The 20641-nt window shown below is 68.1% G+C and carries 20 protein-coding genes; 15 read left to right on the plus strand and 5 right to left on the minus strand.

Going from position 1 to position 20641, the window contains the following annotated elements; translation table 11 throughout:
* Positions 1–30 precede the first annotated feature (30 nt).
* Complete coding sequence (locus ACXPWS_RS00280) at positions 31–531, plus strand: pyridoxamine 5'-phosphate oxidase family protein (RefSeq protein WP_458710519.1); 501 nt, start codon at positions 31–33, stop codon at positions 529–531.
* On the opposite strand, the gene ACXPWS_RS00285 is transcribed toward ACXPWS_RS00280, so the two are convergent.
* Together ACXPWS_RS00285 and ACXPWS_RS00290 are read right to left on the minus strand one after the other, a co-directional pair.
* The gene (locus ACXPWS_RS00285) at positions 528–806 is read right to left on the minus strand and encodes a GNAT family N-acetyltransferase (protein WP_458710520.1); all 279 of its coding nucleotides are present in this window, start codon (positions 804–806) and stop codon (positions 528–530) included. The two genes, ACXPWS_RS00280 and ACXPWS_RS00285, sit on opposite strands and share 4 nt — an antisense overlap.
* Positions 796–1752: a pirin family protein gene (locus ACXPWS_RS00290; RefSeq protein ID WP_458710521.1), complete on the minus strand. Its 957-nt coding sequence runs from the start codon at positions 1750–1752 to the stop codon at positions 796–798. Before ACXPWS_RS00290 ends, ACXPWS_RS00285 begins: the two co-directional genes overlap by 11 nt.
* Before the next feature lie 283 nt (positions 1753–2035).
* On the opposite strand from ACXPWS_RS00290, the gene ACXPWS_RS00295 reads away from it, so the two are divergent.
* Positions 2036–2476, plus strand: a complete 441-nt coding sequence (locus ACXPWS_RS00295) for a hypothetical protein (RefSeq protein WP_458710522.1) — start codon at positions 2036–2038, stop codon at positions 2474–2476.
* Between the two features lie 57 nt (positions 2477–2533).
* Here ACXPWS_RS00295 and ACXPWS_RS00300 read toward each other — a convergent pair whose 3' ends face one another.
* A complete protein-coding gene (locus ACXPWS_RS00300) occupies positions 2534–2824 on the minus strand; it encodes a WhiB family transcriptional regulator (RefSeq protein ID WP_458710523.1) in 291 nt (96 codons plus the stop codon).
* Positions 2825–3176: 352 nt separating this feature from the next.
* Here ACXPWS_RS00300 and ACXPWS_RS00305 point away from each other — a divergent pair, with 352 nt between their 5' ends.
* The gene (locus ACXPWS_RS00305) at positions 3177–3854 is read left to right on the plus strand and encodes a transcriptional regulator (RefSeq protein WP_458713776.1); all 678 of its coding nucleotides are present in this window, start codon (positions 3177–3179) and stop codon (positions 3852–3854) included.
* Positions 3855–3861: 7 nt separating this feature from the next.
* On the opposite strand, the gene ACXPWS_RS00310 is transcribed toward ACXPWS_RS00305, so the two are convergent.
* Positions 3862–5199, minus strand: coding sequence for a MinD/ParA family ATP-binding protein (locus ACXPWS_RS00310; RefSeq protein ID WP_458710524.1), 1338 nt, complete (start codon positions 5197–5199; stop codon positions 3862–3864).
* Between the two features lie 637 nt (positions 5200–5836).
* Between ACXPWS_RS00310 and ACXPWS_RS00315 the strand changes: the two genes are divergently transcribed.
* The 12 genes from ACXPWS_RS00315 (at position 5837) to eccD (ending at position 20071) form a co-directional block, all read left to right on the plus strand.
* Entirely contained in the window at positions 5837–6688 is an 852-nt protein-coding gene (locus tag ACXPWS_RS00315; protein WP_458710525.1) for an ESX secretion-associated protein EspG, read from the plus strand.
* A gap of 11 nt (positions 6689–6699) precedes the next feature.
* Positions 6700–7245 (plus strand): hypothetical protein, encoded by a 546-nt coding sequence (locus ACXPWS_RS00320; protein WP_458710526.1) that lies wholly within the window; start codon positions 6700–6702, stop codon positions 7243–7245.
* Positions 7238–8959 (plus strand): type VII secretion AAA-ATPase EccA, encoded by a 1722-nt coding sequence (gene eccA, locus ACXPWS_RS00325; protein ID WP_458710527.1) that lies wholly within the window; start codon positions 7238–7240, stop codon positions 8957–8959. Before ACXPWS_RS00320 ends, eccA begins: the two co-directional genes overlap by 8 nt.
* Positions 8960–8963: 4 nt before the next feature.
* Entirely contained in the window at positions 8964–10490 is a 1527-nt protein-coding gene (gene eccB, locus ACXPWS_RS00330) for a type VII secretion protein EccB (RefSeq protein ID WP_458710528.1), read from the plus strand.
* Between the two features lie 16 nt (positions 10491–10506).
* Positions 10507–12747 (plus strand): type VII secretion protein EccCa, encoded by a 2241-nt coding sequence (eccCa, locus tag ACXPWS_RS00335; RefSeq protein WP_458710529.1) that lies wholly within the window; start codon positions 10507–10509, stop codon positions 12745–12747.
* On the plus strand, positions 12744–14534 hold the full coding sequence (gene eccCb / locus ACXPWS_RS00340; RefSeq protein WP_458710530.1) for a type VII secretion protein EccCb: 1791 nt from the start codon (positions 12744–12746) through the stop codon (positions 14532–14534). The genes eccCa and eccCb overlap by 4 nt, the downstream gene beginning before the upstream one ends.
* A gap of 149 nt (positions 14535–14683) precedes the next feature.
* Positions 14684–14980 (plus strand): PE family protein, encoded by a 297-nt coding sequence (locus tag ACXPWS_RS00345; protein WP_458710531.1) that lies wholly within the window; start codon positions 14684–14686, stop codon positions 14978–14980.
* A 47-nt stretch (positions 14981–15027) separates the two neighbouring features.
* On the plus strand, positions 15028–16212 hold the full coding sequence (locus ACXPWS_RS00350; protein WP_458710532.1) for a PPE family protein: 1185 nt from the start codon (positions 15028–15030) through the stop codon (positions 16210–16212).
* A 206-nt stretch (positions 16213–16418) separates the two neighbouring features.
* A complete protein-coding gene (locus ACXPWS_RS00355; RefSeq protein WP_458710533.1) occupies positions 16419–16730 on the plus strand; it encodes a WXG100 family type VII secretion target in 312 nt (103 codons plus the stop codon).
* A gap of 40 nt (positions 16731–16770) precedes the next feature.
* Positions 16771–17058, plus strand: a complete 288-nt coding sequence (locus ACXPWS_RS00360; protein ID WP_458710534.1) for a WXG100 family type VII secretion target — start codon at positions 16771–16773, stop codon at positions 17056–17058.
* A gap of 89 nt (positions 17059–17147) precedes the next feature.
* Positions 17148–18545 carry a MinD/ParA family ATP-binding protein gene (locus ACXPWS_RS00365; protein WP_458710535.1) on the plus strand — a complete coding sequence of 466 codons (1398 nt, stop codon included), beginning with the start codon at positions 17148–17150 and terminating at the stop codon, positions 18543–18545.
* Positions 18542–20071: a type VII secretion integral membrane protein EccD gene (eccD, locus tag ACXPWS_RS00370; RefSeq protein WP_458710536.1), complete on the plus strand. Its 1530-nt coding sequence runs from the start codon at positions 18542–18544 to the stop codon at positions 20069–20071. The genes ACXPWS_RS00365 and eccD overlap by 4 nt, the downstream gene beginning before the upstream one ends.
* Here the strand turns inward: eccD and ACXPWS_RS00375 are convergent.
* Positions 20068–20634 carry an orotate phosphoribosyltransferase gene (locus ACXPWS_RS00375; protein WP_458710537.1) on the minus strand — a complete coding sequence of 189 codons (567 nt, stop codon included), beginning with the start codon at positions 20632–20634 and terminating at the stop codon, positions 20068–20070. The two genes, eccD and ACXPWS_RS00375, sit on opposite strands and share 4 nt — an antisense overlap.
* Positions 20635–20641: the final 7 nt, after the last annotated feature.

Here is a 20641-nt window from a genome sequence, read left to right on the forward strand (position 1 = left end):
GGCACCGCGGGTCCCTGGTAAGGATTGACCATGGGCGAGAACCAGCGGGCCAAGATCGTGATGGCCGACGACGAGATCACCGAGTTCATCGAGCGCAGCCGCACCGCCACCATGGCGACGGTGCTGCCCGACGGCCGGCCGCACCTGGTGGCGATGTGGTACGCCGTGCTCGACGGCGAGATCTGGTTCGAGACCAAGGCCAAATCGCAGAAGGCGGTGAACCTGCGCCGCGATCCGACCGTCACCGTGATGATCGAGGACGGGCTGACCTACAACACCTTGCGTGGGGTGTCGATCGACGGAACCGCGGAGATCATCGACGATCCCGAGACCAACCTGCGGGTGGGCATCAGCGTGTGGGAGCGCTATACCGGCCCCTACACCGACGAGATGAAACCCTTCGTGGACCAGATGATGAACAACCGGGTCTGTGTGCGGGTGGTGGAGTCGCGGCGGCGCAGCTGGGATCACCGCAAACTGGGCATGCCGGAGATGCCGGTCAGCGGCAGCACCGCGCAGTATCTGGGTTAGCGGACAGGGTTTTTCGCCAGGTACCGGGTGACCATCGAGCAGTGCGACTCGATCTGGAGCCCGGCGGCGCGGGTGGCCGCCACGGTCTCGGCGACCAGTTGGGTGCCCAGGCCGCGGCCGCCGACGGCGGGGTCGATCTCGGTGTGGGTGAACACTCGCACGCCGTCACGGTCGTGGAAGTCGATCAGCCCGACCTGCCTGCCGTTCAGCGCGATGGTGTACCGGTTCCCGCCGGGAGTGACTTCCACGTCGGGGGCGTCGTTGTCAGCGCTCACGGGGTTTGAGCCTAACGCCGGGCAACACCGGTGCGGGCAGCCGGGTGACGGCGCCGGTATAGCCCTCGACGGCACCGAAACGCTGGTCGGCGGCCTGCCATGCCTGCCGGTACGCGACGATCTCGTCGTGGCTGCGACCGACGAAGTTCCACCACATCACCAGCCGCTCGGGGAAGGGCGGACCGCCCAGCAGGATCAGCCGGGCGGCCGAGTCACCGCGGTTGACGATCTGCAGGCGATCGCAGCCCGGCTCCTGGTAGGCCAGGTCGGCGACCCGCAGTGCAGAGCCGGCCACCTCGACGCTGCCGTGGTCCAGCAGCGCCCCGTGTTCGAAGACAGGGTCGACGTCGAGTTCGAGGGTCGCGCCGGGCGCCACGTCGACTTGGGCGCCGAGCAGCGGGGTGAAGGTGCGTACCGGAGAACGATTGCCGGCCAGTTCGCCGAGAAACACTCGTAGGGTGGCGGCGCCGACCGAGACGGCGGGCGGCGTGTAGTGCGCGAAATCGCGGCCGCCGTTGCGGGCGGATTCCGGCAGCGCCACCCACAGCTGGACACCGTGCAGCACGGTGCTCGCCGGCGTCGACACCTCGGAGTGGCAGATACCCGCCCCGGCGGTCATCAGGTTCAGTTCACCGGGCCGAACCATGGCGTGCACCCCGGCGCTGTCGCGGTGTTCGATCTCGCCGGCGAAAAGCCAACTGACCGTTTGCAACCCGGTGTGGGGGTGCGGTGGGACGTCCATCCCGGGACCGCCGCGCACATCCTGGGGTCCGTAGTGGTCGGCGAAGCACCAGGCGCCGATCATGGACCGTTCCTTGGCGGGCAGGGTGCGTCGAACCAGCATGGCCCGGGGGCCGCCGAGTGGAACTTCGCGGGCCTGCAGAACGCCGGCGAATCGCGATGCGCCACAGTCGACTTCGCGCGGGGCGGCATCGGTGTTGCTCACCCGCTCCAGGGTAGACCCGGTATCACCGGGTGGGGGAGAGTTGGGGGACGGTGCCGGCATGACGCCTCTCGGCAGGTGGTCGCTCGAAGCGACGGTTTTGATGTGGTACCCGGGGCATGACCGGCACCGTCGGAGGGTTCAACGGGATGGCTGCCCCGGCTATTCCAGGTGGGCTGCGGTGAGCAGCATCACCGCCGCGAGGCCTTCCTGCTGCAGTGACGACACCGTTAAAATTACGGCCAAGTAACTTGCGGAAGTTGGACATATGGGTCGGCGTGGAACTGTGGCTGCGGCCGGATTGGGTGCCGCCCTGGCGCTGCTCTCCAGTGGTGTCGCCGCCGCCGACGCGACCGTCATGCCGTTCACCAGCACGGTGCGGGCCTGCGATTACACCCCCGCCGAGCGGACCTGGGCGACGGGTTATGCCCGGCCGCTGGCGCACCTGCACACCGAGGGCAACACCCTGGTCGTCGATGTCGAACTGCTGACCGCCCGGCCCGACGCGCCGTACTTCGTCCGGGTGTTCCAGATGCCGCGGGCCTCCGCCGATTGCGGCGTCGCGCCGGTGCTGATGCAGACCGACGGTGTCGGCAACGCGCACGCGACCATCCGGTCGGCGATCAATCCGGGCGCCACCGGTGTCTGGGTGTCTATCGAGCGGCCCAGCGACCGGTCGCAGCAGCCGGCCGAGGCGTACACCTCGGATTTCATCGCCAAGATCTGATCTGAAAGACCGCTCCCGCTACCGGCCCCTCGAATGCGGCAGCGGGAGCGGCCGGTCTCAGGCCGACTCGAGGTAGAGCCGGCGGCCCCGGATGGGGTAGCCGTTGCGTTCGGCCAGCGAGCGCAACTGCCTCAAGGCGAAGGTGCGACCCCGACCGCCTTCCGGAATGACGATGCCGGCCCACAGCCCCTCGGCACGGGGCAGTTCGCAGGCTTCCCGGGCACACGCCCACCGGCGTGGGCACATCCGGCAGATGGTCTTGGCGTCTTCGTCGGCGGCGGAGGTCCAGCGTTCCGGATCTCGCGTGCAGTCGCCGATCGGCAGTCCGTCCGCGCCGATTGCGTTCATCGTGTGTCTCCTGTCAGCAGCGTGTCCGCCGCGTTGCAGACGAATGTAGGACACAAACCGTAGCGATGCAACAGTTAACGTATGGATCGACGGGCAAATCTCGGCGATGCGCCGGCCGCGATCCAGGCATGCAGGCCAGTTACGTGCAGAAATGCCGTCATCGGTAAGGCGCTCCGCAACGGAACTCGCCGCCGCAACGCAACGGTTTGTGCATTGACTGAGGCGCCCGGAGGCCGATCAAGGCATAGCGATATGTGGATTTCGCTACTATGGCCGCACCGATGCGGCACCCCGTCCGCGGTCCAGGGAGGTCAAGCGCGTGGTCGAGCCCGGCCCTGGCGAGGACCCCGGGATGGTGCGTGCCGGTTCCGTCGCGGCTGCCCGCCGGCGCGAACTCAACGTCAGCCAGCGCAGCCTGGCGGCCGAGGGCGTGATCAACGCCGGCGCCCTGATCGCCTTCGAGAAGGGCCGCAGCTGGCCGCGGGAAGGGACGCGGACGAAGCTCGAAGCGGTACTGAAATGGCCGCCGGGCACCATCGAACGGCTGCGCCGCGGGGAACCGGTCGAGACCGGCCCCGAGCGCCGGGCCGGAGCCGACGAGGTGCCGCTGATCGCCCAGGCCGTCGTCGCGGCGGCGAACACCCTCGCGTCCACCATCGAGTCACTCCCCGGGGCCGACAATCCCGAATTCATCCCGCGCGCAACAGGAATCCTGTCGGATCTGCGGCAACTCGAAGCCGTCGCCGCGCGGGCCGCCCGCATCCAGGTGACACCGGCACTGATCAAGGCGCTGAGCTCGGTGCGCAATCTGACGGACGTGCTCACGCTCCGCGCCGCGTCCGCCCCCGGAGCGACGCTGGGACAGCGGCTCTATGCCACCCGGCGCCGGGCCAATCTGACCATCGCGGAGACGGCGCAGGCCGCGGCGGTACCCGAAGACGTCGTCACCCGCCTGGAAGCCGAAGAGCCGGTACCCGCCGCATCCTGCGCCGCGGTCGAACAGTTGATCGATCAGATCGACTGGCGCTGAACGAGTTTCAGAAGCGCTCGCGATTGCGGTCGTCGGTGCGGGGGAAGTGCGCGGCCAGCGCGGCGGCGATCTCGACGAATTTGCGCCGGGTCTGCAGTGACATCTCCCTGGTACCCGAGATCACCCCGCCGGGACGGATGTGACCGTCGAACGGCACTTCGACCACGGCCTGGCCTTGTCCCGCGAACTGCTGGGCCAGGATCGAGCGGGTGCGTTTGTCGGAGTGTCCGTCCGAATCGTTGAGCACCACGACGGTGCGCTGGAGCAAGTTGGTCAACCCGCGGCTGGCCAGCCAGTCCATCGTCTGCCCGGCAGCCGCCGCACCATCCACCCACGGTGAGGACACCACGATCAGCGCGTCGAGATCGCGCAGCACCTCCTGGGTGACCGGGCTGTCCATGGTCGAGCTGCAATCCACGATCGAGATGGAGAAGTACCGGTCCAACCGTGACGTCGCCTCGCGGTAGATGGCCGGGTCGAGGATGCGCCGCCGCGCCGGGCTGGCCTCGCCTGCCAGCACGAACAGGCCGGCGGCGTTGTTGCCGACCCGGTTGCGGATGTCGGCGAAGGTGTCGAGGTGCTGATCGGTGGCGAGTTCCCAATACGAGCCGACGGCGCGCGGATCAACCCGGCTGCCCAGCTTGCCGAACGCGGTGTCCGCGTCGATCGCCACCACCCGGTCATCGGGCCGCAATTCGGCGAAAACAGAACCCACACTTGCGGATACGGTCGTCTTACCGACACCGCCCTTGCCCATGACGCCGATCTTGTAGTGGCCGCGCAGCACGCCGCGAATACTCGCCTCGAGCTCCGCCGCACGGATCTCGTCGGGGGAGGGGCCCAGATTCACCAGTCCGAAAGTGAGGGTGTGCAGCGCCCGGCGCCAGCCCCGGGTCGGCGGTGCCGGACGGGTGCGCACCAGATCACGGACCGGGATGCGGTCGGCATAGGACTGCGGCGGCGGGGGCAGCCCGGGGCCTGGCCTTGCCGCGGGCGGTGGCCACTGCTGTCCGGCGTACGGCTGGCCGGGACCCGGCGGACGCGGCGGCCCGGGGTGGGGCGGGTGTGCCGGCCACTCCGGCCGCACCCCGGCGATCGGTCCGGTGTCCTCGGCGGAGTCGCTGCTCGGGTGCGGGGCAGGTGCACGGAAAGAGCCACCCGGACGTTGTGCGTCAGCCGGGGCCGACTGCTCCCTTCTCGGCGGGATGAAGTCGACGGGCGGGCGCGGTGGCACCGGGGCGGCAGGTACCGGTGGCGGCACCGCCTTGGCCGGCGGTTCGTAATCCGATTCCTCGGGCCCGGTCCAGCCGAGCTCCTGACGCAGCGCGTCATCGCGGTCGCTCACCGCGGTCCTCCTCTGAGCCGTCTCCCGACACGGGTGTCAGGTCTCACCAGTATCAACCACCGTGCTCGATGACAGGATTGCGCCGAACCAGCCAGCAAACATCTCGGGAGGGGCTCTTGCGCCCGGCGGGCCGATGTTCCGGTGGCGGACCGCTGCATGTGAGGCGGTGGCAGTGGCCCTAGCCTGAGCCAAAAAATCCATGCTGAAGTGGAAGTATCTTCCGGATCGGGGTCGATAAATTGGTGCGCGGTGGGGTGCGTCGCCGCTGTTATGGTCGATTCCGGCGGCGGGTCGGCCGACCAGCCGCGATGGACCGAAACGGAGTCGGCAAAGTGAGATTCGGGCGCGCCGGATACCTGGTGGGCGTGCGGGGCGGTCCGGGGAAGCGGCTCCCGCGCTCCGGTGCTGACGGTGCCCAGGCGCCGGCCGCGCCCGAGGTGATTCACGCGAGCGAAGAAGACGCTGGTTCCGACGGGGCTGGCCCGGCTAAGTTGAACGCGAGAAATACGCCCGTATTGGACGCCGCCACGCAACGATCTCTGACCTGGAGGTAGGACAACGTGTCCGACGATCTGCGCGTCGCCGCGGTACGAACGATGCACGGCGTGGCCGCCGCGCCGATTCCCGGGAGATAGCGATGACCAGTTCATACCCCTCCCACGGCGAACCCTCCCACTACGACGACGTGGTCGCCGTCGAGGTCACGATCGACGGCATGCTGGTCATCGCCGACCGGCTCAACCTGGTGGAGTTCCCGATATCGCTGGGCATTCGGCCCAACATTCCGCAGCCGGAATTGCGGGATCTGGTGTGGGAGCAGGTCGCGCGGGACCTCACCGCGCAAGGCGTGCTGGATGTCTTCGGTGCACCGCATCCCGAGGTGGCTGCGATGACCGACACCCTGGCCCGTCCCGACCGGACTCTGGAGGGCCGGTGGTGGCGACGCGACGTCGGTGGGAAGATGGTGCGATTCGTGGTGTGTCGCAAGGGGGAGCGTCATGTCATTGCCGCCAGAGATGGGGAAATGCTGGTCTTACAGCGGGTGGCGCCGCAGGTCGGGTTGGCCGGCATGGTGATGGCTGTGCTGGGCAGCGCCACACCTGCCGACGTCGAACCGATGACCGCGGTGACTTCGCAGCTCGCCGACGCCCGCACGCCGAATCAGCTGGCCCAGTTCGGCATCGCGCAATCGTCGGCCCGGGTGTACGCCCAGGCGACAGCGGAGCCGGACAGCTGGGTCGAGATCACTGCCAACGAGCGGCACTCGGGCGGTACCTACAGCCAGGCCGGGGTGGCCGCCGGTGTGCTGGACTCCGCGGCCGGCCGGATCGTCTCGATCCCGCGTCGGGTCAACGGTGAACTGTTCGGCAGTTTCCTGCCGGGCACCCAGGAAAATCTGCAGCGCGCATTGGACGGGCTGGTCGAATTCCTGCCGTCGGGCACCTGGTTCGAGCCCACGGCCGACATCGACTATTTCGACGGGGACTGAAGAGGGCATCGATGGCGGGGACTCAGTCGTACGACGACGATGACTATCCCGATCCACTTCCCGGGGGGACCGAGAGTGAGATCGACAACCTGGCGGCACTGGATTTCTCGGTGGCCGAAACCGAGCCCGAAGGCTTGGTCTTCGAGGCGTTCGACGTGTACCTCACGGTGCCCGCCGACACGAACGAAACCGGTCCGGCGCATGCCGATGACGCGGAACCCGGTGGAGCACTGTTCTCGGTGACCAACCCGCCCGGCACCGTGACGGTGACGACACTGATGGACGGCCGGGTGCAGCGGATCGAGCTGGCGCCGTCGGCGGTCTTGGCCACCGAGGAGCAGCTGGCCGACGAGATCGTGGTGATCGCGGGGCTGGCCACCCAGCGGGCCCGCTCCGCGCAGTTCACCTACATGCTCGACGGGATGCGCCGCGAGGGCCAGGACGATGTGGTCACCCGCGACTTCCTAAAGCGGGATCTCGATCTGCCGTCACCCGAAGAGGTCGATGCCGCCCAGGCCCGGGTTTTCGCCAACAGGTATGCAGGTGACCATGACTGAACATCTGGCGAATCTGTTCGGGACCGCTGTCGGCATGCTGCCCGGTTCCCCTGCCCGGTCCCTGGAACTGTTCAGCGAGATCACCGCGGCGGACGAGACGGCCTGTGACGCCTGGGTGGGGCGGATCCGGTGCGGGGACACCGACCGGGTGACCCTGTTCCGGGCCTGGTTCTCGCGCGGCAATTTCGGGCAGCTCGCCGGCCGCGCCGAGGTGTCGATGAACAGCGTCGGAGCCAGGATCCCGATCGGTGGGCTGTACGGCGACATCACCTATCCGGTGAATTCGCCGCTGGCCATCACGATGGCCTTCGCGGTGCGCGAAGCCGCCGAGGGTAATTACGCGGACGCCATCGAGGCCCTGGACGACGCACCCGCCGCCGGTGCGGAGTACCTGGTGGCGTGGATCAAGGCCGTCATCTACGGCGCCGCCGAACGCTGGACCGACGTGATCGACCAGGTGCGCGGTGCGGCCGGCTGGCCGGACAAGTTCCTGGGCGCGGCCGCGAGTGTGGCGCACGGCGTCGCGGTGGCCAATCTGGGCTTGTTCACCGAGGCCGAACGCCGGCTGACCGAGGCCAATTCGGCACCGGCCGGTGAGGCGTGTGCACCGGCGATCGCCTGGTTCCTGGCCATGACCCGGCGCAGCCAGGGCAACGAGGACGCGGCCATTGCATTGCTGGAGTGGCTGCAGGCCACCCACCCGTCACCCAAAGTGACTGCCGCCCTGCGAGATCCGGCCTACCGGATGGAGACCACCACAGCCGAGAAGATCGCCGCACGCACCGACCCGTGGGATCCGGCCAGTGTCACCGCGGACAACTCGGGCCGGGAACTGCTGCTGGCGCAGGCCCAGGCCGAGCTCGATCGGCAGATCGGGCTGAGCCGGGTGAAGGAGCAGATCGAGAAGTACCGTGCCGCGACGCAGATGGCCAAGGTTCGGGCCGCCCGCGGGATGAAGGTCGCCCAGCAGTCCAAGCACATGATCTTCACCGGGCCACCCGGTACCGGCAAGACCACCATCGCCCGCGTGGTCGCGAACATCCTGGCCGGGCTGGGTGTCATCACCGAACCCAAACTCGTGGAGACCTCCCGCAAGGATTTCGTCGCGGAGTACGAGGGGCAGTCGTCGGTCAAGACGTCGCGGACCATCGACCGGGCTGTCGGCGGCGTGCTGTTCATCGACGAGGCGTACACCCTGGTGCAGGAACGCGACGGGCGGGCCGACCCGTTCGGCACCGAGGCGCTGGACACCCTGCTGGCCCGGATGGAGAACGACCGCGACCGCCTGGTCGTCATCATCGCCGGGTACAGCGCCGACATCGACCGACTGCTGGAGACCAATGACGGGTTGCGCTCACGCTTTTCCACCCGGGTGGAGTTCGATTCCTACGCTCCGGAGGAGATCGTCGATATCGCCAAGGTCATTGCCGAAGCCAATGATTCACGCCTCAGCGAGGAGGCGGCCAAGCGCGTGCTGGAGGCCGCGACGCTGTTGGGCCAGCGCGACCTGAACGGTAAGCCGGCACTGGACATCGCGGGTAACGGCCGGTACGCCCGGCAGCTGGTCGAGGCAGGCGAGCAGAGCCGAGACATGCGGCTGGCCCGCTCGATCGACTTCGAGAACCTGGACGTCGATGCGCTCAGCGAAGTGACCGGTGAGGACATGGCCGCCGCGATCGACGCCGTGCACGCCCGACTGAACATCGGCGACTGACCGGATGGCAGGCTTCCGGCTCACCACCAAGGTCCAGGTCAGCGGATGGCGATTTCTGCTGCGCCGGGTCGAGCATGCGATCGTGCGCCGGGACACCCGGATGTATGACGACCCGCTGCAGTTCTACAGCCGGGCGGTCGGCGCGGGCATCGTCATCGCGGTACTGGTCTGTCTGGGCGCCGCGCTGCTGGCCTACTTCAAACCGCTCGGAAAGCGGGGCGAAGACGCCCTGCTGGTGGACCGCACCACCAATCAGCTCTACGTCGTGCTGCCGGGGAACGGCGAACTGCGGCCCGTCTACAACCTGACCTCGGCGCGCCTGGTGCTGGGCAACGCCAACACCCCGTCGGCGGTGAAATCCGATGAGCTGAACCGGATGTCGAAAGGCCAGCCGGTCGGTATCCCCGGCGCGCCGTATGCCACCCCACTGGGTGCCCCGGCCTCGACGTGGACTTTGTGTGACACGGTGACCAAACCCGACAGCGTGGCGCCCTCGGTGCAGACCGCGGTACTGATCATGCCGCCGGCGGTCGACTCCTCGGTTGGCCCGATCCGGCCCAGTCAGGGTGTGTTGGTGTCCTACCAGGACCGCAATTGGCTGGTGACCGACGACGGCAGGCATTCGATCGACCTGGCCAACCGGGCCGTCACGAGCGCGGTCGGCATCCCGGTCACCGCGCGCCCGACGCCCATCTCGGAAGGCCTGTTCAACGCCCTGCCCAACGCCGGGCCATGGCAGCTATCCGACGTCCCCGCGGCTGGGGCGCCCAATACCGTCGGGCTGCCACCGAATTTGGTGATCGGGTCGGTGTTCAAGACCATCACCGATTCCACCGAACAGCAGTACGTGGTGCTTCCCGACGGTGTCGCGAAGGTCAACGGCACCACCGCGGCCGCGTTGCGTGCGTCCAACTCGTTCGGGCTGATCTCGCCGCCGTCCGTGGAGGCCAGCGACGTCGCCAAGATCCCCGAACAGATCTTCGTCTCGCCGCTGCCCGATCAGCCGATGGACATCCGGCTGCGCCATGACGCCCCGACGTTGTGCTGGTCCTGGCAGCGCGAGCCCGGCGACCAGTCACCCCGCCAGACCGTGATGAGCGGCCGTCATCTGCCCGTTCCGGCGGCGAGGATGAACGCGGGCATCCGCCAGATCGCCGGCACCACAACGGTGTACATCGATGGCGGGCAGTTCATTCGGCTGCAGTCACCGGACCCGCGCTACGGCGAGGCGCTGTACTACATCGACCCGCAGGGCATCCGGTACGGCCTGCCGAACCTGGACACCGCCGGCATTCTGGGACTGGCGTCGCCGCAGACCGCGCCGTGGCAGGTGGTCAGCCTGCTGGTCGACGGTCCGGTGTTGTCCAAGGAGGCCGCGCTGCTCGAGCACGACACCCTGCCCGCCGACCCCGATCCCCGCAAGGTCGTCGATGGGGCCGCCGCCCAGCAGGCGCCGGCGGCCGGCGATCCGGCGGCGCCTAATGGTGCCGCACCGTTACCGATGCCCGCGCCGGGCGCACCGATACGTTAGGGAAGGAGTCGGTGCGATGACCACGAAGAAGTTCACTCCGACCATCCGGCGGGGCCCGCGCCTGACCCCGGGCGAAATCACCGTCACCCCACCCGACGACCTGGGTATCGAGATCCCGCCGTCGGGTCTGCAGAAGGCGCTGCCGTACGTCATGGGCGGCGGCATGCTCGGCATGCTCGCGATCATGATCTTCACCGGCATCCGGCAGCTTTCCCCGTACATGCTGATGATGCCGCTGATGATGATCATGGGGACGGTCGGCTTCATGGCCGGCGGCGGTCCCGGCGGCAAGAAGGTCCCGGAGATCAACGCCGACCGCAAGGAGTACCTGCGCTATCTGGCCGGGTTGCGGTCCCGCGTCACGGCCTCGGCGGCCGCGCAGGTCACCTTCTTCGCTTATCACGCACCGCATCCCGGGGATCTGTTGTCGCTGGTCGGCACCAACCGGCAGTGGTCGCGTCCGGCCAACGGCGACTTCTTCGCGGCCACCCGGATCGGTATCGGCGCCGAGCCCGCCGTCGACAGGCTGCTCAAACCCGCGGTCGGCGGCGAGCTGGCGGGGCCCCAGGGCGCACCGCAGCCGCACCTGGAGCCGGTCAGCCACATGTGGCTGATCAAGTTCCTGCGCACCCACGGGCTGATCCACGACTGCCCGAAACTGGTGCAGCTGCGCACTTTCCCGACCATCGCGGTGGGTGGTGAGCCGGTCGGAGCGGCGCGCCTGCTGACCGCCATGATCTGCCATCTGGCGGTGCTGCATCCGCCGGATCTGTTGCAGATCCGCGTGCTCACCGACAGCCCGGAGGATCCGGCGTGGGCGTGGCTGAAGTGGCTGCCGCATGTGCAGCACCAGTCAGACACCGACGCAGCCGGCCCGACGCGGCTGGTGTTCACCAGGCCGGACGGCTTGTCCGACCTCACCGCACGCGGCCCGCACACCGCCGATGCCGCCCCGTCGGGTGCCTACGTCGTCGTCGTCGATCTCACCGGTGGCCGAGCCGGGTTCCCGGTGGACGGCCGCGCCGGGGTCACGGTGATCACGCTGGGCAACCACCGGGGGTCGGCGTACAAGCTCAAGGTGGACGCCGACGGCTCGGCGGAAGACAAACTGGCCCAACAGGGTTGGCGCCAGGTGGCCAGTGCCGCGGATGCGATGACGCCGGCCCAGGCGGCCCGGATCGCCAGGAAGCTGGCTGGCTGGTCGATCACGGGCACCATCATCGACAAGACCACCCGGGTGCAGAAGAAGGTCGCCACCGAGTGGCACCAGCTGGTCGGCGCCCAGACCGTGGAGGAGGTCACCCCGGCGCGCTGGCGGATGTTCACCGACACCGACCGGGATCGGCTGCGGATCCCGTTCGGCCACGAACTCAAGACCGGTGACATCATGCACCTGGACATCAAGGAGGGCGCCGAGTTCGGCGCCGGCCCGCATGGAATGCTGATCGGTACAACGGGATCCGGCAAGTCAGAGTTCCTGCGCACGCTGATCCTGTCGCTGGCGGCCACCCATCACCCGGATCAGGTGAACCTGTTGCTCACCGACTTCAAGGGTGGCTCCACCTTTCTCGGCATGGAGAAGCTGCCGCATACCGCCGCGGTGGTGACCAATATGGAGGAGGAGGCCGAACTGGTCAGCCGGATGGGTGAGGTGCTCACCGGCGAACTGGACCGCAGGCAGTCCATCCTCCGGCAGGCCGGTGTGCAGGTCGGCGCCGCCGGTGCGCTCTCCGGCGTCGCCGAGTACGAGAAGCACCGCGAACGCGGTGCCGACTTGGCCCCACTGCCAACGCTTTTCGTCGTCGTCGACGAGTTCGCCGAACTGCTGCAGAACCACCCGGACTTCATCGCGTTGTTCGACCGAATCTGCCGCGTCGGCCGGTCACTGCGGGTCCACCTGTTGCTGGCCACTCAGTCACTCAATACCGGCGGTGTCCGGATCGACAAGCTGGAACCCAACCTGACATACCGTATTGCGTTGCGCACCACCAGTTCTTCGGAGTCCAAGGCGGTCATCGGCACGCCGGAGGCGCAGTACATCACCAACAAGGAGAGTGGCGTCGGGTTCCTCCGGGTCGGGATGGAGGACCCGGTGAAGTTCCACAGCGTGTACACCGGAACCAATTACGTGCCCACCGTTGCCGACGCGGGCGATGACGCCCCGCGCGTCCAGACCAAGCGCCAGGTGGTGCGGATCCAGCCCTTCACCGCGGCACCGCTTCTGGACGCCACGCACGCCGCAGGAGTTTCGTCATGACGAACGGCCTGACCGACTTCGGTGACCAGCGAGTGCTGCGCGAGGTCGTCCTCGAGCAGCTGACCACCGGCGAGGTCCGGGCGTACGCGATGTGGCTGCCGCCGCTGGCCGATCCCACCCCGGTGAATGAGCTCGTCGAGCGGGATCACCGCCAGCCGTTGCGCTTCGGGCTGGGCATCATGGACGAGCCGCGCAGGCACCGCCAGGAGGTCTGGGGTGTCGACGTGTCCGGCGCCGGCGGCAACATCGCCGTCGGAGGGGCGCCGCAGACCGGGAAGTCCACGTTCCTGCAGACCCTGGTGCTTTCGGCGGCGGCCACGCACACGCCCCGGCAGGTGCAGTTCTACTGCATCGACATGGGCGGCGGCGGCCTGATGTACCTGGAGGGACTGCCGCACGTCGGCGGTGTCGCCACGCGCGCCGAGCCGGATCGGGTGAACCGGGCGGTCGCCGAGGTCAAGGCCGTGCTGCGACAGCGGGAGGCGACCTTCAAGCAGTACCGGGTGGGTTCGATCGCGGCGTACCGGCAGATGCGCGAGGACCCGAACCATCCGGCATCCGCCGACCCGTTCGGCGACGTGTTCCTCGTCATCGACGGGTGGCCGGCGTTCGTCGGCGAATTCCCCGATCTCGAGCCGGTGGTGCAAGACCTGGCCGCGCAGGGACTGGCATTCGGCGTGCACACCGTGATCGCCACCCCGCGCTGGACGGAACTGCGCTCCCGGGTCCGCGATTATCTGGGCACCAAGGTCGAGTTCCGGCTCGGAGATGTCAACGAGACACAGGTCGACCGGATGACCCGGGAGATCCCGGCGAATCGGCCCGGCCGCGCGATCTCCACGGAGAAACACCATCTGATGATCGGCGTGCCCCGGCTGGACGGTGTGCACAGTGGCGCCGACCTGGTGCCGGCGATCACCGCGGCCGTCGAGCACATCGCGTCCCTGCACACCGAGGAAGCCCCGCAGGTCAGGGTGCTGCCGAGCAGGATTCATCTACACGAGATGGACCCGAACCCACCCACACCCGAGGCCGACTACCGCACCCGGTGGGCCATTCCGCTCGGGGTACGGGAGTCGGATCTGTCGGTGGCTTACACCGACATGCAGCGCAGCCCGCACGTGCTGGTGTTCGGTGCACCGAAGTCCGGCAAGACCCGGATTGCGCACGCGATCACCCGAGCTATTTGCTTGCGCAACAATCGGGATCAGGTTCGGTTCATGGTCGGAGATTTCCGGTCCGGTTTGCTGGATGCGGTTCCGGACAGCCATCTGCTGGCGGCCGGAGCCATCAACCGCAACGCCGCGGCCCTGGACGAGTCGGTCAAGGCGCTCGCGGTGCTGCTACAGCAGCGACTGCCACCGGCGGACCTGACCACCACCCAATTGCGATCGCGATCCTGGTGGTCCGGACCAGATATCGTGCTGCTCGTCGACGACTGGCACATGGTCGTGGCGGCGGCCGGGGGGATGCCCCCGATGGCCCCGTTGTGGCCCCTGCTACCCGCGGCCGCCGACATCGGCTTGCACCTCATCGTGACCTGCCAGATGAGCCAGGCGCAGCGGGCCACCATGGACCGGTTCGTCGGTGCGGCGTACGGCGCGGGAAGCCCGACGTTGTTCCTGTCCGGCGATAAGACGGAGTTTCCGACGAGCGCCTTCAAGCTCAAGCGCAGGCCTCCTGGCCAGGGAATTCTCGTCTCGCCGGACGCCAAGGAAGTGATTCAGGCGGCCTACGTGGATCCACCGGAAGAAGAAGTGTTAGTGGCACCGCACAACCACGGTTAGTATGGATTTCGAGCCGCTTAGCAAAATTGACGGCGGCGGGGTAGCAAACGGATCGGGGGGTCTGGTTTTGAAGCGATTCTGCGGTACATGCGGTCCCCATCCATTAGATGTCATCCAGTTCGTGTGGAACGTTTGAGGAGGAGCTGCACATGCAACCTATGGAGCATTCACCCGCAGTGCTGGGGATCGGCGGCCAGGTGGTGGCCAACGGGTCACGTGGTCTGAGCGCCGGAACCGCTGCGACAAGCGAGGCGATGGCGCTACTGCCTGCGGGGGCCGAAGAGGTCTCGGCCCAGGCCGCCCTGGCGTTTGCTAGCGAGGCGGCACAGGTGGCCGCCCTGAACGCCTACGCCCAGCAGGAATTGTCCCGCGCCGGGGCCGCCTACCTGGAGTCTTCGGGGATCTACACGACGGTGGACGCCGAGGGCGCCGCCACCCTCACGTAACTCGCTCATCGTCCGCTGGAAATTGACGAGACCGAAGCTGGCAAACAATGTCTGCAGTCCCCGCAATGTTGGCGATGTTCTATGAGGCTTTGCCTCCGGAGATCAACACCGGCCGCTTGATGGCCGGCGCCGGCCCGACGCCGATGTTCCAGGCGGCGGCGGCCTGGGAAACCCTGGCGATCTCGCTGGAGACCCAGGCCGAAGAACTGGCCGCGAGCCTGGCCTCGCTGACGGGCTCGTGGCAGGGCCAGGCCAGTGAACAAGCCGTCACCGCCACCACGCCGATGGTGGTGTGGTTGCGCAGCACCGCCCTGCAGGCCCAGAAGCGAGCCATGCAGGCTGTCGCACAAGCCAATTCGTACATGCTCGCGATGGCGGTCACTCCGCCGCTGCCCGAGATCGCGATGAACCACGTCACGAATGCGGTGCTGAACGCCACCAATTTCCTCGGCGTGAACGCGGTGCCCATCGGCGTCAACGAAGCCGACTACATCCGGATGTGGGAGCAGGCCGCCGCCGTGATGTTCGGATACCAGGCCGAGACCACCGCGAACACCATCTTCGAACCGATCCCGCCGATGCAACCGATCGTGGTACCCGGTGTCGGGGAAGCCGGGCTGGGGATGGTCACGGGCCAGCTCGCTGCCACACTGCCCGGCTCGGCGCTGCGCGAGGTCGCGTTCGCGCACACCACGATGCAGGCGACGCTGGAATCGGCGGGCCTGACGGTGGGCCGCGGGGCAGCCTTCGCCGGTCAGGCCGAGCAACGGGCGCAGGGCGCGGCGCAGAAAGCGGACAAGGCCCAAGGCCAGCAGACCCAGCAGCTGCTGCAGCAGGGAATGCAACAGGGCATGCAGATTGCGTCCCAGCTCGGGCAGACGCTGCTGCAAGCGCCCCAGCAGATGACGCAGGGCGTCACCCAGGGCGCGCAGACGCTGACCCAGCCACTGCAACAGGTCAGTTCGATCTTCGGCCAGATGGGTGGCAGTGGGGCGCGCCAGTTCGGGTTGGCCGGCGCCAGCCCATTCTCCGAGCATCCGCTGCTGGGTGGGTCCGGCGCGTCGTCGGGCGCCGGGCTGGTGCGTGCTGCGTCGCTGCCCGGTGCGGGCGGCACGCTAGCCCGTACCCCGCTGATGTCGAGCCTGGTGGGTTCCCCGGCGCCGGCGGGGGCACCGGCGCGGGACTGGCGCCGGTGGGTGCCGGTTCGGGATCCGGCAGTGGTGGCCCGATGAACGGAGGACGCCACCGGGAGAAGGACGGTGGCACCCGCAAGGCGCTCGCCGCGCCGTCACCGCTGGCGCATGGTTTCGATGAAGACGATGACGACTGGTAGACGGCCGGTGGTCGGCGCCGGCAACACACAAACTTCCCGGCCGAGGGGGCTGGAAGACTCGCCAACACGTGGTGAGGAAACAGGAAAAGGAAAGGCAGCTTCATCATGAGTGTTGCAGGACAGGGGATGGAAGCCGATCTCTCCGTCATCGCGGGTGAATCGGGGAACTTTCAGCGGATCGCCGACCAGTTGAGAAGTGTGATGGCCCACGTCGAGCAGGTCGCCGGTGGGCTGCAACCACAGTGGAAGGGCTCGTCAGCGCTCGCTGCCCAGGCCGCTCTGCTGCGCTTCCACGAAGCCGCCACCGCGCAGAACCGTGAGCTCGACGACATCTCGGAGAACCTGGGTATCGGTGGTACGCAGTACGGCAGCACCGACGAAGACCAGGCCAGCGCCCTCGCCAGCCGGATGCTGTAGCACCCAAACCACCGACCACCAAGAAACGGAGTCTCATATCATGTTGCAGACATGGAATTTCGCCGCCATCACCGCCGGAGCGCACGATATCCACGGCGCCGTGGGTACCACCCAAAGCCTGCTCGAAGAGGGTGAGGCGTCCCTGGGCCGGCTCGCCTCCACCTGGACCGGCGATGCGCAAGAGTCCTACCACACCTTGCAGACCCGCTGGAACAGCACTGCGGCGGAACTGAACTCGGCCCTGCAGAACCTGGCGCAGACCATTGATGAGGCTGCCCAACAGATGACGCAGACCGAACTCCACGTCAAAGGAATGTTCCACGGATAAGGCCGTTGCGCGCAGGGTGGGCGGATCAGCTTTCGGCTGTCCGCCCACCTCCTGCGCGGATACGCGCGAATCACCTACGAGAGGCAATCATGTCGGCCGACTATGACCGGCTCTTCCATTCGGCCGGCCCAGCCGACGGCGAGGCCAGCAACGAAACCGAGGGCGCGGCAACAACTGTCACGCCACCGCCGATGCCGATCCATCCATCGGCCCCGCGGGCGAGCGAGGTGACGCCGCCTTCGATGCCCGTCGCACCCACCCAGACTCAGGCAACCGGGATTCCGGCGCCGCGCGAATCGGAGATCACCGCGCAGATCCGGCCGAGCCAGCACACCGGCCCGCAGCGGGCGCAGAGTGGGGCGCTGCGCACCCCGCCGCCCGCCCACGCGGCGGGGGCGCGGTACGAACAGCAGCGGCCCGCTCCGGCTCCGCAGCCCCGGAGTGCTCCCGCTCCGTCGCCCAGTCAGCACTTCGCCGAGGCGCCCGAACAGTTTTGGTCGCAGAACCAGCCGCCTGCCGGCCAACCCGCCCCGACGTCGGCGGCCAGCATGGGCAACCACCGCGCCATCGATGCGCTGTCGCACGTCGGCGTCCGCACCGCGGTGAAGATGCCGTCCCAACGTGGTTGGCGGCACTGGCTTTACCTGTGCACCCGGATCAACCTCGGCCTTTCGCCCGACGAGACGTACGAGATGGAGCTCAACGCACGAATCCGGCGTAACGCCAGGGATTCCTACCAGATCGGCGTCTTCGGCCTCAAGGGCGGCGTCGGCAAGACCGCCGTCACCGTCGCGCTCGGTTCGGCACTGAGCCGGGTTCGCGGTGACCGTATCCTGGCGATCGACGCCGACCCGGATGCCGGCAACCTCGCCGATCGGGCCGGCAGGCAGTCCGCCGCGACGGTCTCAGATCTGTTGTCGGACAAGGAGTTGGCCCGCTACAACGATATCCGCGCGTACACCAGCATGAACGGCGCCAACCTCGAGGTGCTGTCCTCCGAGGAATACAGCGCGGCCCGCCGGGAGTTCAACGACGAGGACTGGAAGGGTGCCGTCGGCATCGTCTCGCGCTACTACAACCTGGTGCTCGCCGACTGCGGCGCCGGTCTGTTCCAGCCGGCCTCCCGCGGTGTGCTGTCCACGGTGTCGGGTCTGGTGATCGTGGCGAGCGCCTCCATCGACGGGGCCCGGCAGGCCGCGGTCACGATGGACTGGTTGCGCAGCAACGGATATCAGGATCTGCTGGGCCGGTCCTGCGTCGTGGTCAATCACGTCACGCCGGGCAAGACCAATATCGACGTGGAAGATCTCGTGCAGCAGTTCGAGCGGCATGTCGCGCCCGGCCGGGTGGTGGTCCTGCCGTGGGACAAGCACATCGCCGCCGGCACCGAGATCCAGTTGGAATTGTTGAGCAGCACCTTCCAGCGCCGGATCCTGGAACTGGCCGCGGCACTGTCCGACGACTTCGACCGGCTCGAGCGCCGTTGACCGCCACCTCCGCGGCCCCCACGTCCTCGAGCGTGACCCCGGGCCGGCCGTCGACCACCAGGGTCACCATCCTGACGGGCCGCCGCATGACCGACCTGGTGTTACCGGCGTCCGCCTCGATCGAGACCTACATCGATGAGACGGTCAACGTGCTCGCCGACCTGCTCGATGACACACCCGCCGACGTGCTGGCGGGATTCGACTTCAAGGCGCAGGGCGAGTGGGCCTTCGCTCGGCCAGGAGCGCCACCGCTCAAGGCCACCGAATCGCTCGACGACGCGGGAGTGGTGGACGGATCGCTGCTGACGTTGGTGTCGGTCAGTCGCACCGAACGTTATCGGCCGCTGGTCGAGGACGTGATCGACGCCATCGCCGTGCTCGACGAGTCGCCGGTGTTCGATCGGACCGCACTCAACCGATTCGTCGGGCTGGCACTTCCGGTGGTCTCGACCGTCATCGTGGTCACCGCACTGGTCGCGTGGTCGCAGTCCGGGCACCCGTGGTGGTGGGCGGTCGCGGTCGGTGTGCTGGGACTCGGTCTGCTCGGTGGAAGCCTGTTGTCCAAGAACCGGTTCGGAAATCTGGATATGGCGGAAAGTCTGCTGGCGGCGTCCCTTCCCGCGTTGGCGGGCGCCGTGGCACTGGCGGTGCCGCTGCCCAGGGACGCCGATGGGCTCGGGGCGCCCCAGATCGCCGGCGCGGCCGGCCTCGTCCTGCTCTACGCGCTGGCCACCCGGGGTGGTCCGCGCCGGCGGGCCGATCTGGCGTCCTTCCTGGCGGTGGGTGCCAGCGCACTCACCGCGGCGGCCATTGCCTACGGGTATGGCGTTGCGGAGTGGGTGCCCGCCGGTGCCATCGCCTTCGGCCTGATCGTGGTGACGAACGCCGCGAAGTTGACCGTCGCCGTGGCCCGCATCGCGTTGCCGCCGATTCCGGCACCCGGCGAGACGGTGGCCAACGACGAGTTGCTCGATCCCGTCTTGCATCCCGACGGTGCCGACGAGGAAAGCCCCACCTGGCAGGCCATCATCGCGTCGGTCCCGGAATCGGCGGCCAGGCTCAGCGAGCGCAGCCAGCTGTCGAAGCAGTTGCTCAACGGCTTTCTCACCGCCGGTGCGATCGTGCTGGCCGCCGGCGCGATCGCGGTGGTGGAGCAGGGCCACTTTTTTGTGCACAGCCTGATCGTGGCCGGGTTGGTGGCCGCGGTGAGCGGCTTCCGGTCCCGGCTGTACGCCGAACGGTGGTGTGCCTGGGCCCTTTTGGCAATCGCGGTGGTGGTGCCGACCGGCGTGATGATCCGGCTGTGCCTCTGGTATCCGCAGTCGGCATGGCTGGTGCTGGCCGGCTACGTGGCATTGGCAGGGGTGGCCCTGATCATCATCGGCGCCACCGATGATGTGCAGCGGGTCTCCCCGGTGACCAAGCGCATCCTCGAACTGCTCGACGGCGCGGCGATCGCCGCGGTGATCCCACTGCTGCTGTGGATCGCCGGGGTGTACGACCTGCTGCGAAACCTGCGGTTCTAGACCGCCTGCACCGGGTCGATGCCCAGATCCTTGTAGGTGACCAGCGCGACGAACGGCACACCCAAGCCGGCGAACAGCCCGGCGGCCACGTCGCCGCGGTCCACCATCGGGATCACCCCAACCACCTCGGCACCGACCTGCCGCACCCGGTCGTAGGCCTTCTGCGTCGACCCACCGGTGCTGATCACGTCGTCGACCAGCAGCACCCGGTCGCCGCTCTGCAGCCGGGTGCCCTCGATCCACTGCTCCCGCCCGCGCTGCTTCTGCTCCTTGCGCACCGAGAACCAGGCCTTGCCGGTCACCATCGCGATGCCGTGCGCCAACGGGTCCGCGCCCATGGTCAGTCCGCCGACGGCGTCGAACTCGATACCGTTGAGGGCGGCCAGGTCGGCCACGGCCCGGCTGACGGTGGTGAGCCGCTCGCCGGTGTCGATGGCGTACTTGCCGTCGATGTAGTCGTGACTCAGTTGTCCGCTGACCAGCCGGAACGGTTCTTCTCGGCGCTCATGGGCGCGGGTGCGGATCAGATCGAAGGCTGCCTGCCAGGTGTCCGGACGCTGCATACCCCGA

The sequence above is a fragment of the Mycobacterium sp. BMJ-28 genome (assembly GCF_054404835.1).

Bases quoted from the DNA above. Each gene is read 5' to 3' on its own strand.
- ACXPWS_RS00280 (WP_458710519.1), top strand. From the start codon at position 31: ATGGGCGAGAACCAGCGGGCCAAGATCGTGATGGCCGACGACGAGATC.
- ACXPWS_RS00300 (WP_458710523.1), bottom strand. From the start codon at position 2,824: ATGAACGCAATCGGCGCGGACGGACTGCCGATCGGCGACTGCACGCGA.
- ACXPWS_RS00305 (WP_458713776.1), top strand. From the start codon at position 3,177: ATGGTGCGTGCCGGTTCCGTCGCGGCTGCCCGCCGGCGCGAACTCAAC.
- ACXPWS_RS00315 (WP_458710525.1), top strand. From the start codon at position 5,837: ATGACCAGTTCATACCCCTCCCACGGCGAACCCTCCCACTACGACGAC.
- ACXPWS_RS00320 (WP_458710526.1), top strand. From the start codon at position 6,700: ATGGCGGGGACTCAGTCGTACGACGACGATGACTATCCCGATCCACTT.
- eccA (WP_458710527.1), top strand. From the start codon at position 7,238: ATGACTGAACATCTGGCGAATCTGTTCGGGACCGCTGTCGGCATGCTG.
- eccB (WP_458710528.1), top strand. From the start codon at position 8,964: ATGGCAGGCTTCCGGCTCACCACCAAGGTCCAGGTCAGCGGATGGCGA.
- eccCa (WP_458710529.1), top strand. From the start codon at position 10,507: ATGACCACGAAGAAGTTCACTCCGACCATCCGGCGGGGCCCGCGCCTG.
- eccCb (WP_458710530.1), top strand. From the start codon at position 12,744: ATGACGAACGGCCTGACCGACTTCGGTGACCAGCGAGTGCTGCGCGAG.
- ACXPWS_RS00345 (WP_458710531.1), top strand. From the start codon at position 14,684: ATGCAACCTATGGAGCATTCACCCGCAGTGCTGGGGATCGGCGGCCAG.
- ACXPWS_RS00350 (WP_458710532.1), top strand. From the start codon at position 15,028: ATGTCTGCAGTCCCCGCAATGTTGGCGATGTTCTATGAGGCTTTGCCT.
- ACXPWS_RS00355 (WP_458710533.1), top strand. From the start codon at position 16,419: ATGAGTGTTGCAGGACAGGGGATGGAAGCCGATCTCTCCGTCATCGCG.
- ACXPWS_RS00360 (WP_458710534.1), top strand. From the start codon at position 16,771: ATGTTGCAGACATGGAATTTCGCCGCCATCACCGCCGGAGCGCACGAT.
- ACXPWS_RS00365 (WP_458710535.1), top strand. From the start codon at position 17,148: ATGTCGGCCGACTATGACCGGCTCTTCCATTCGGCCGGCCCAGCCGAC.
- ACXPWS_RS00375 (WP_458710537.1), bottom strand. From the start codon at position 20,634: ATGCAGCGTCCGGACACCTGGCAGGCAGCCTTCGATCTGATCCGCACC.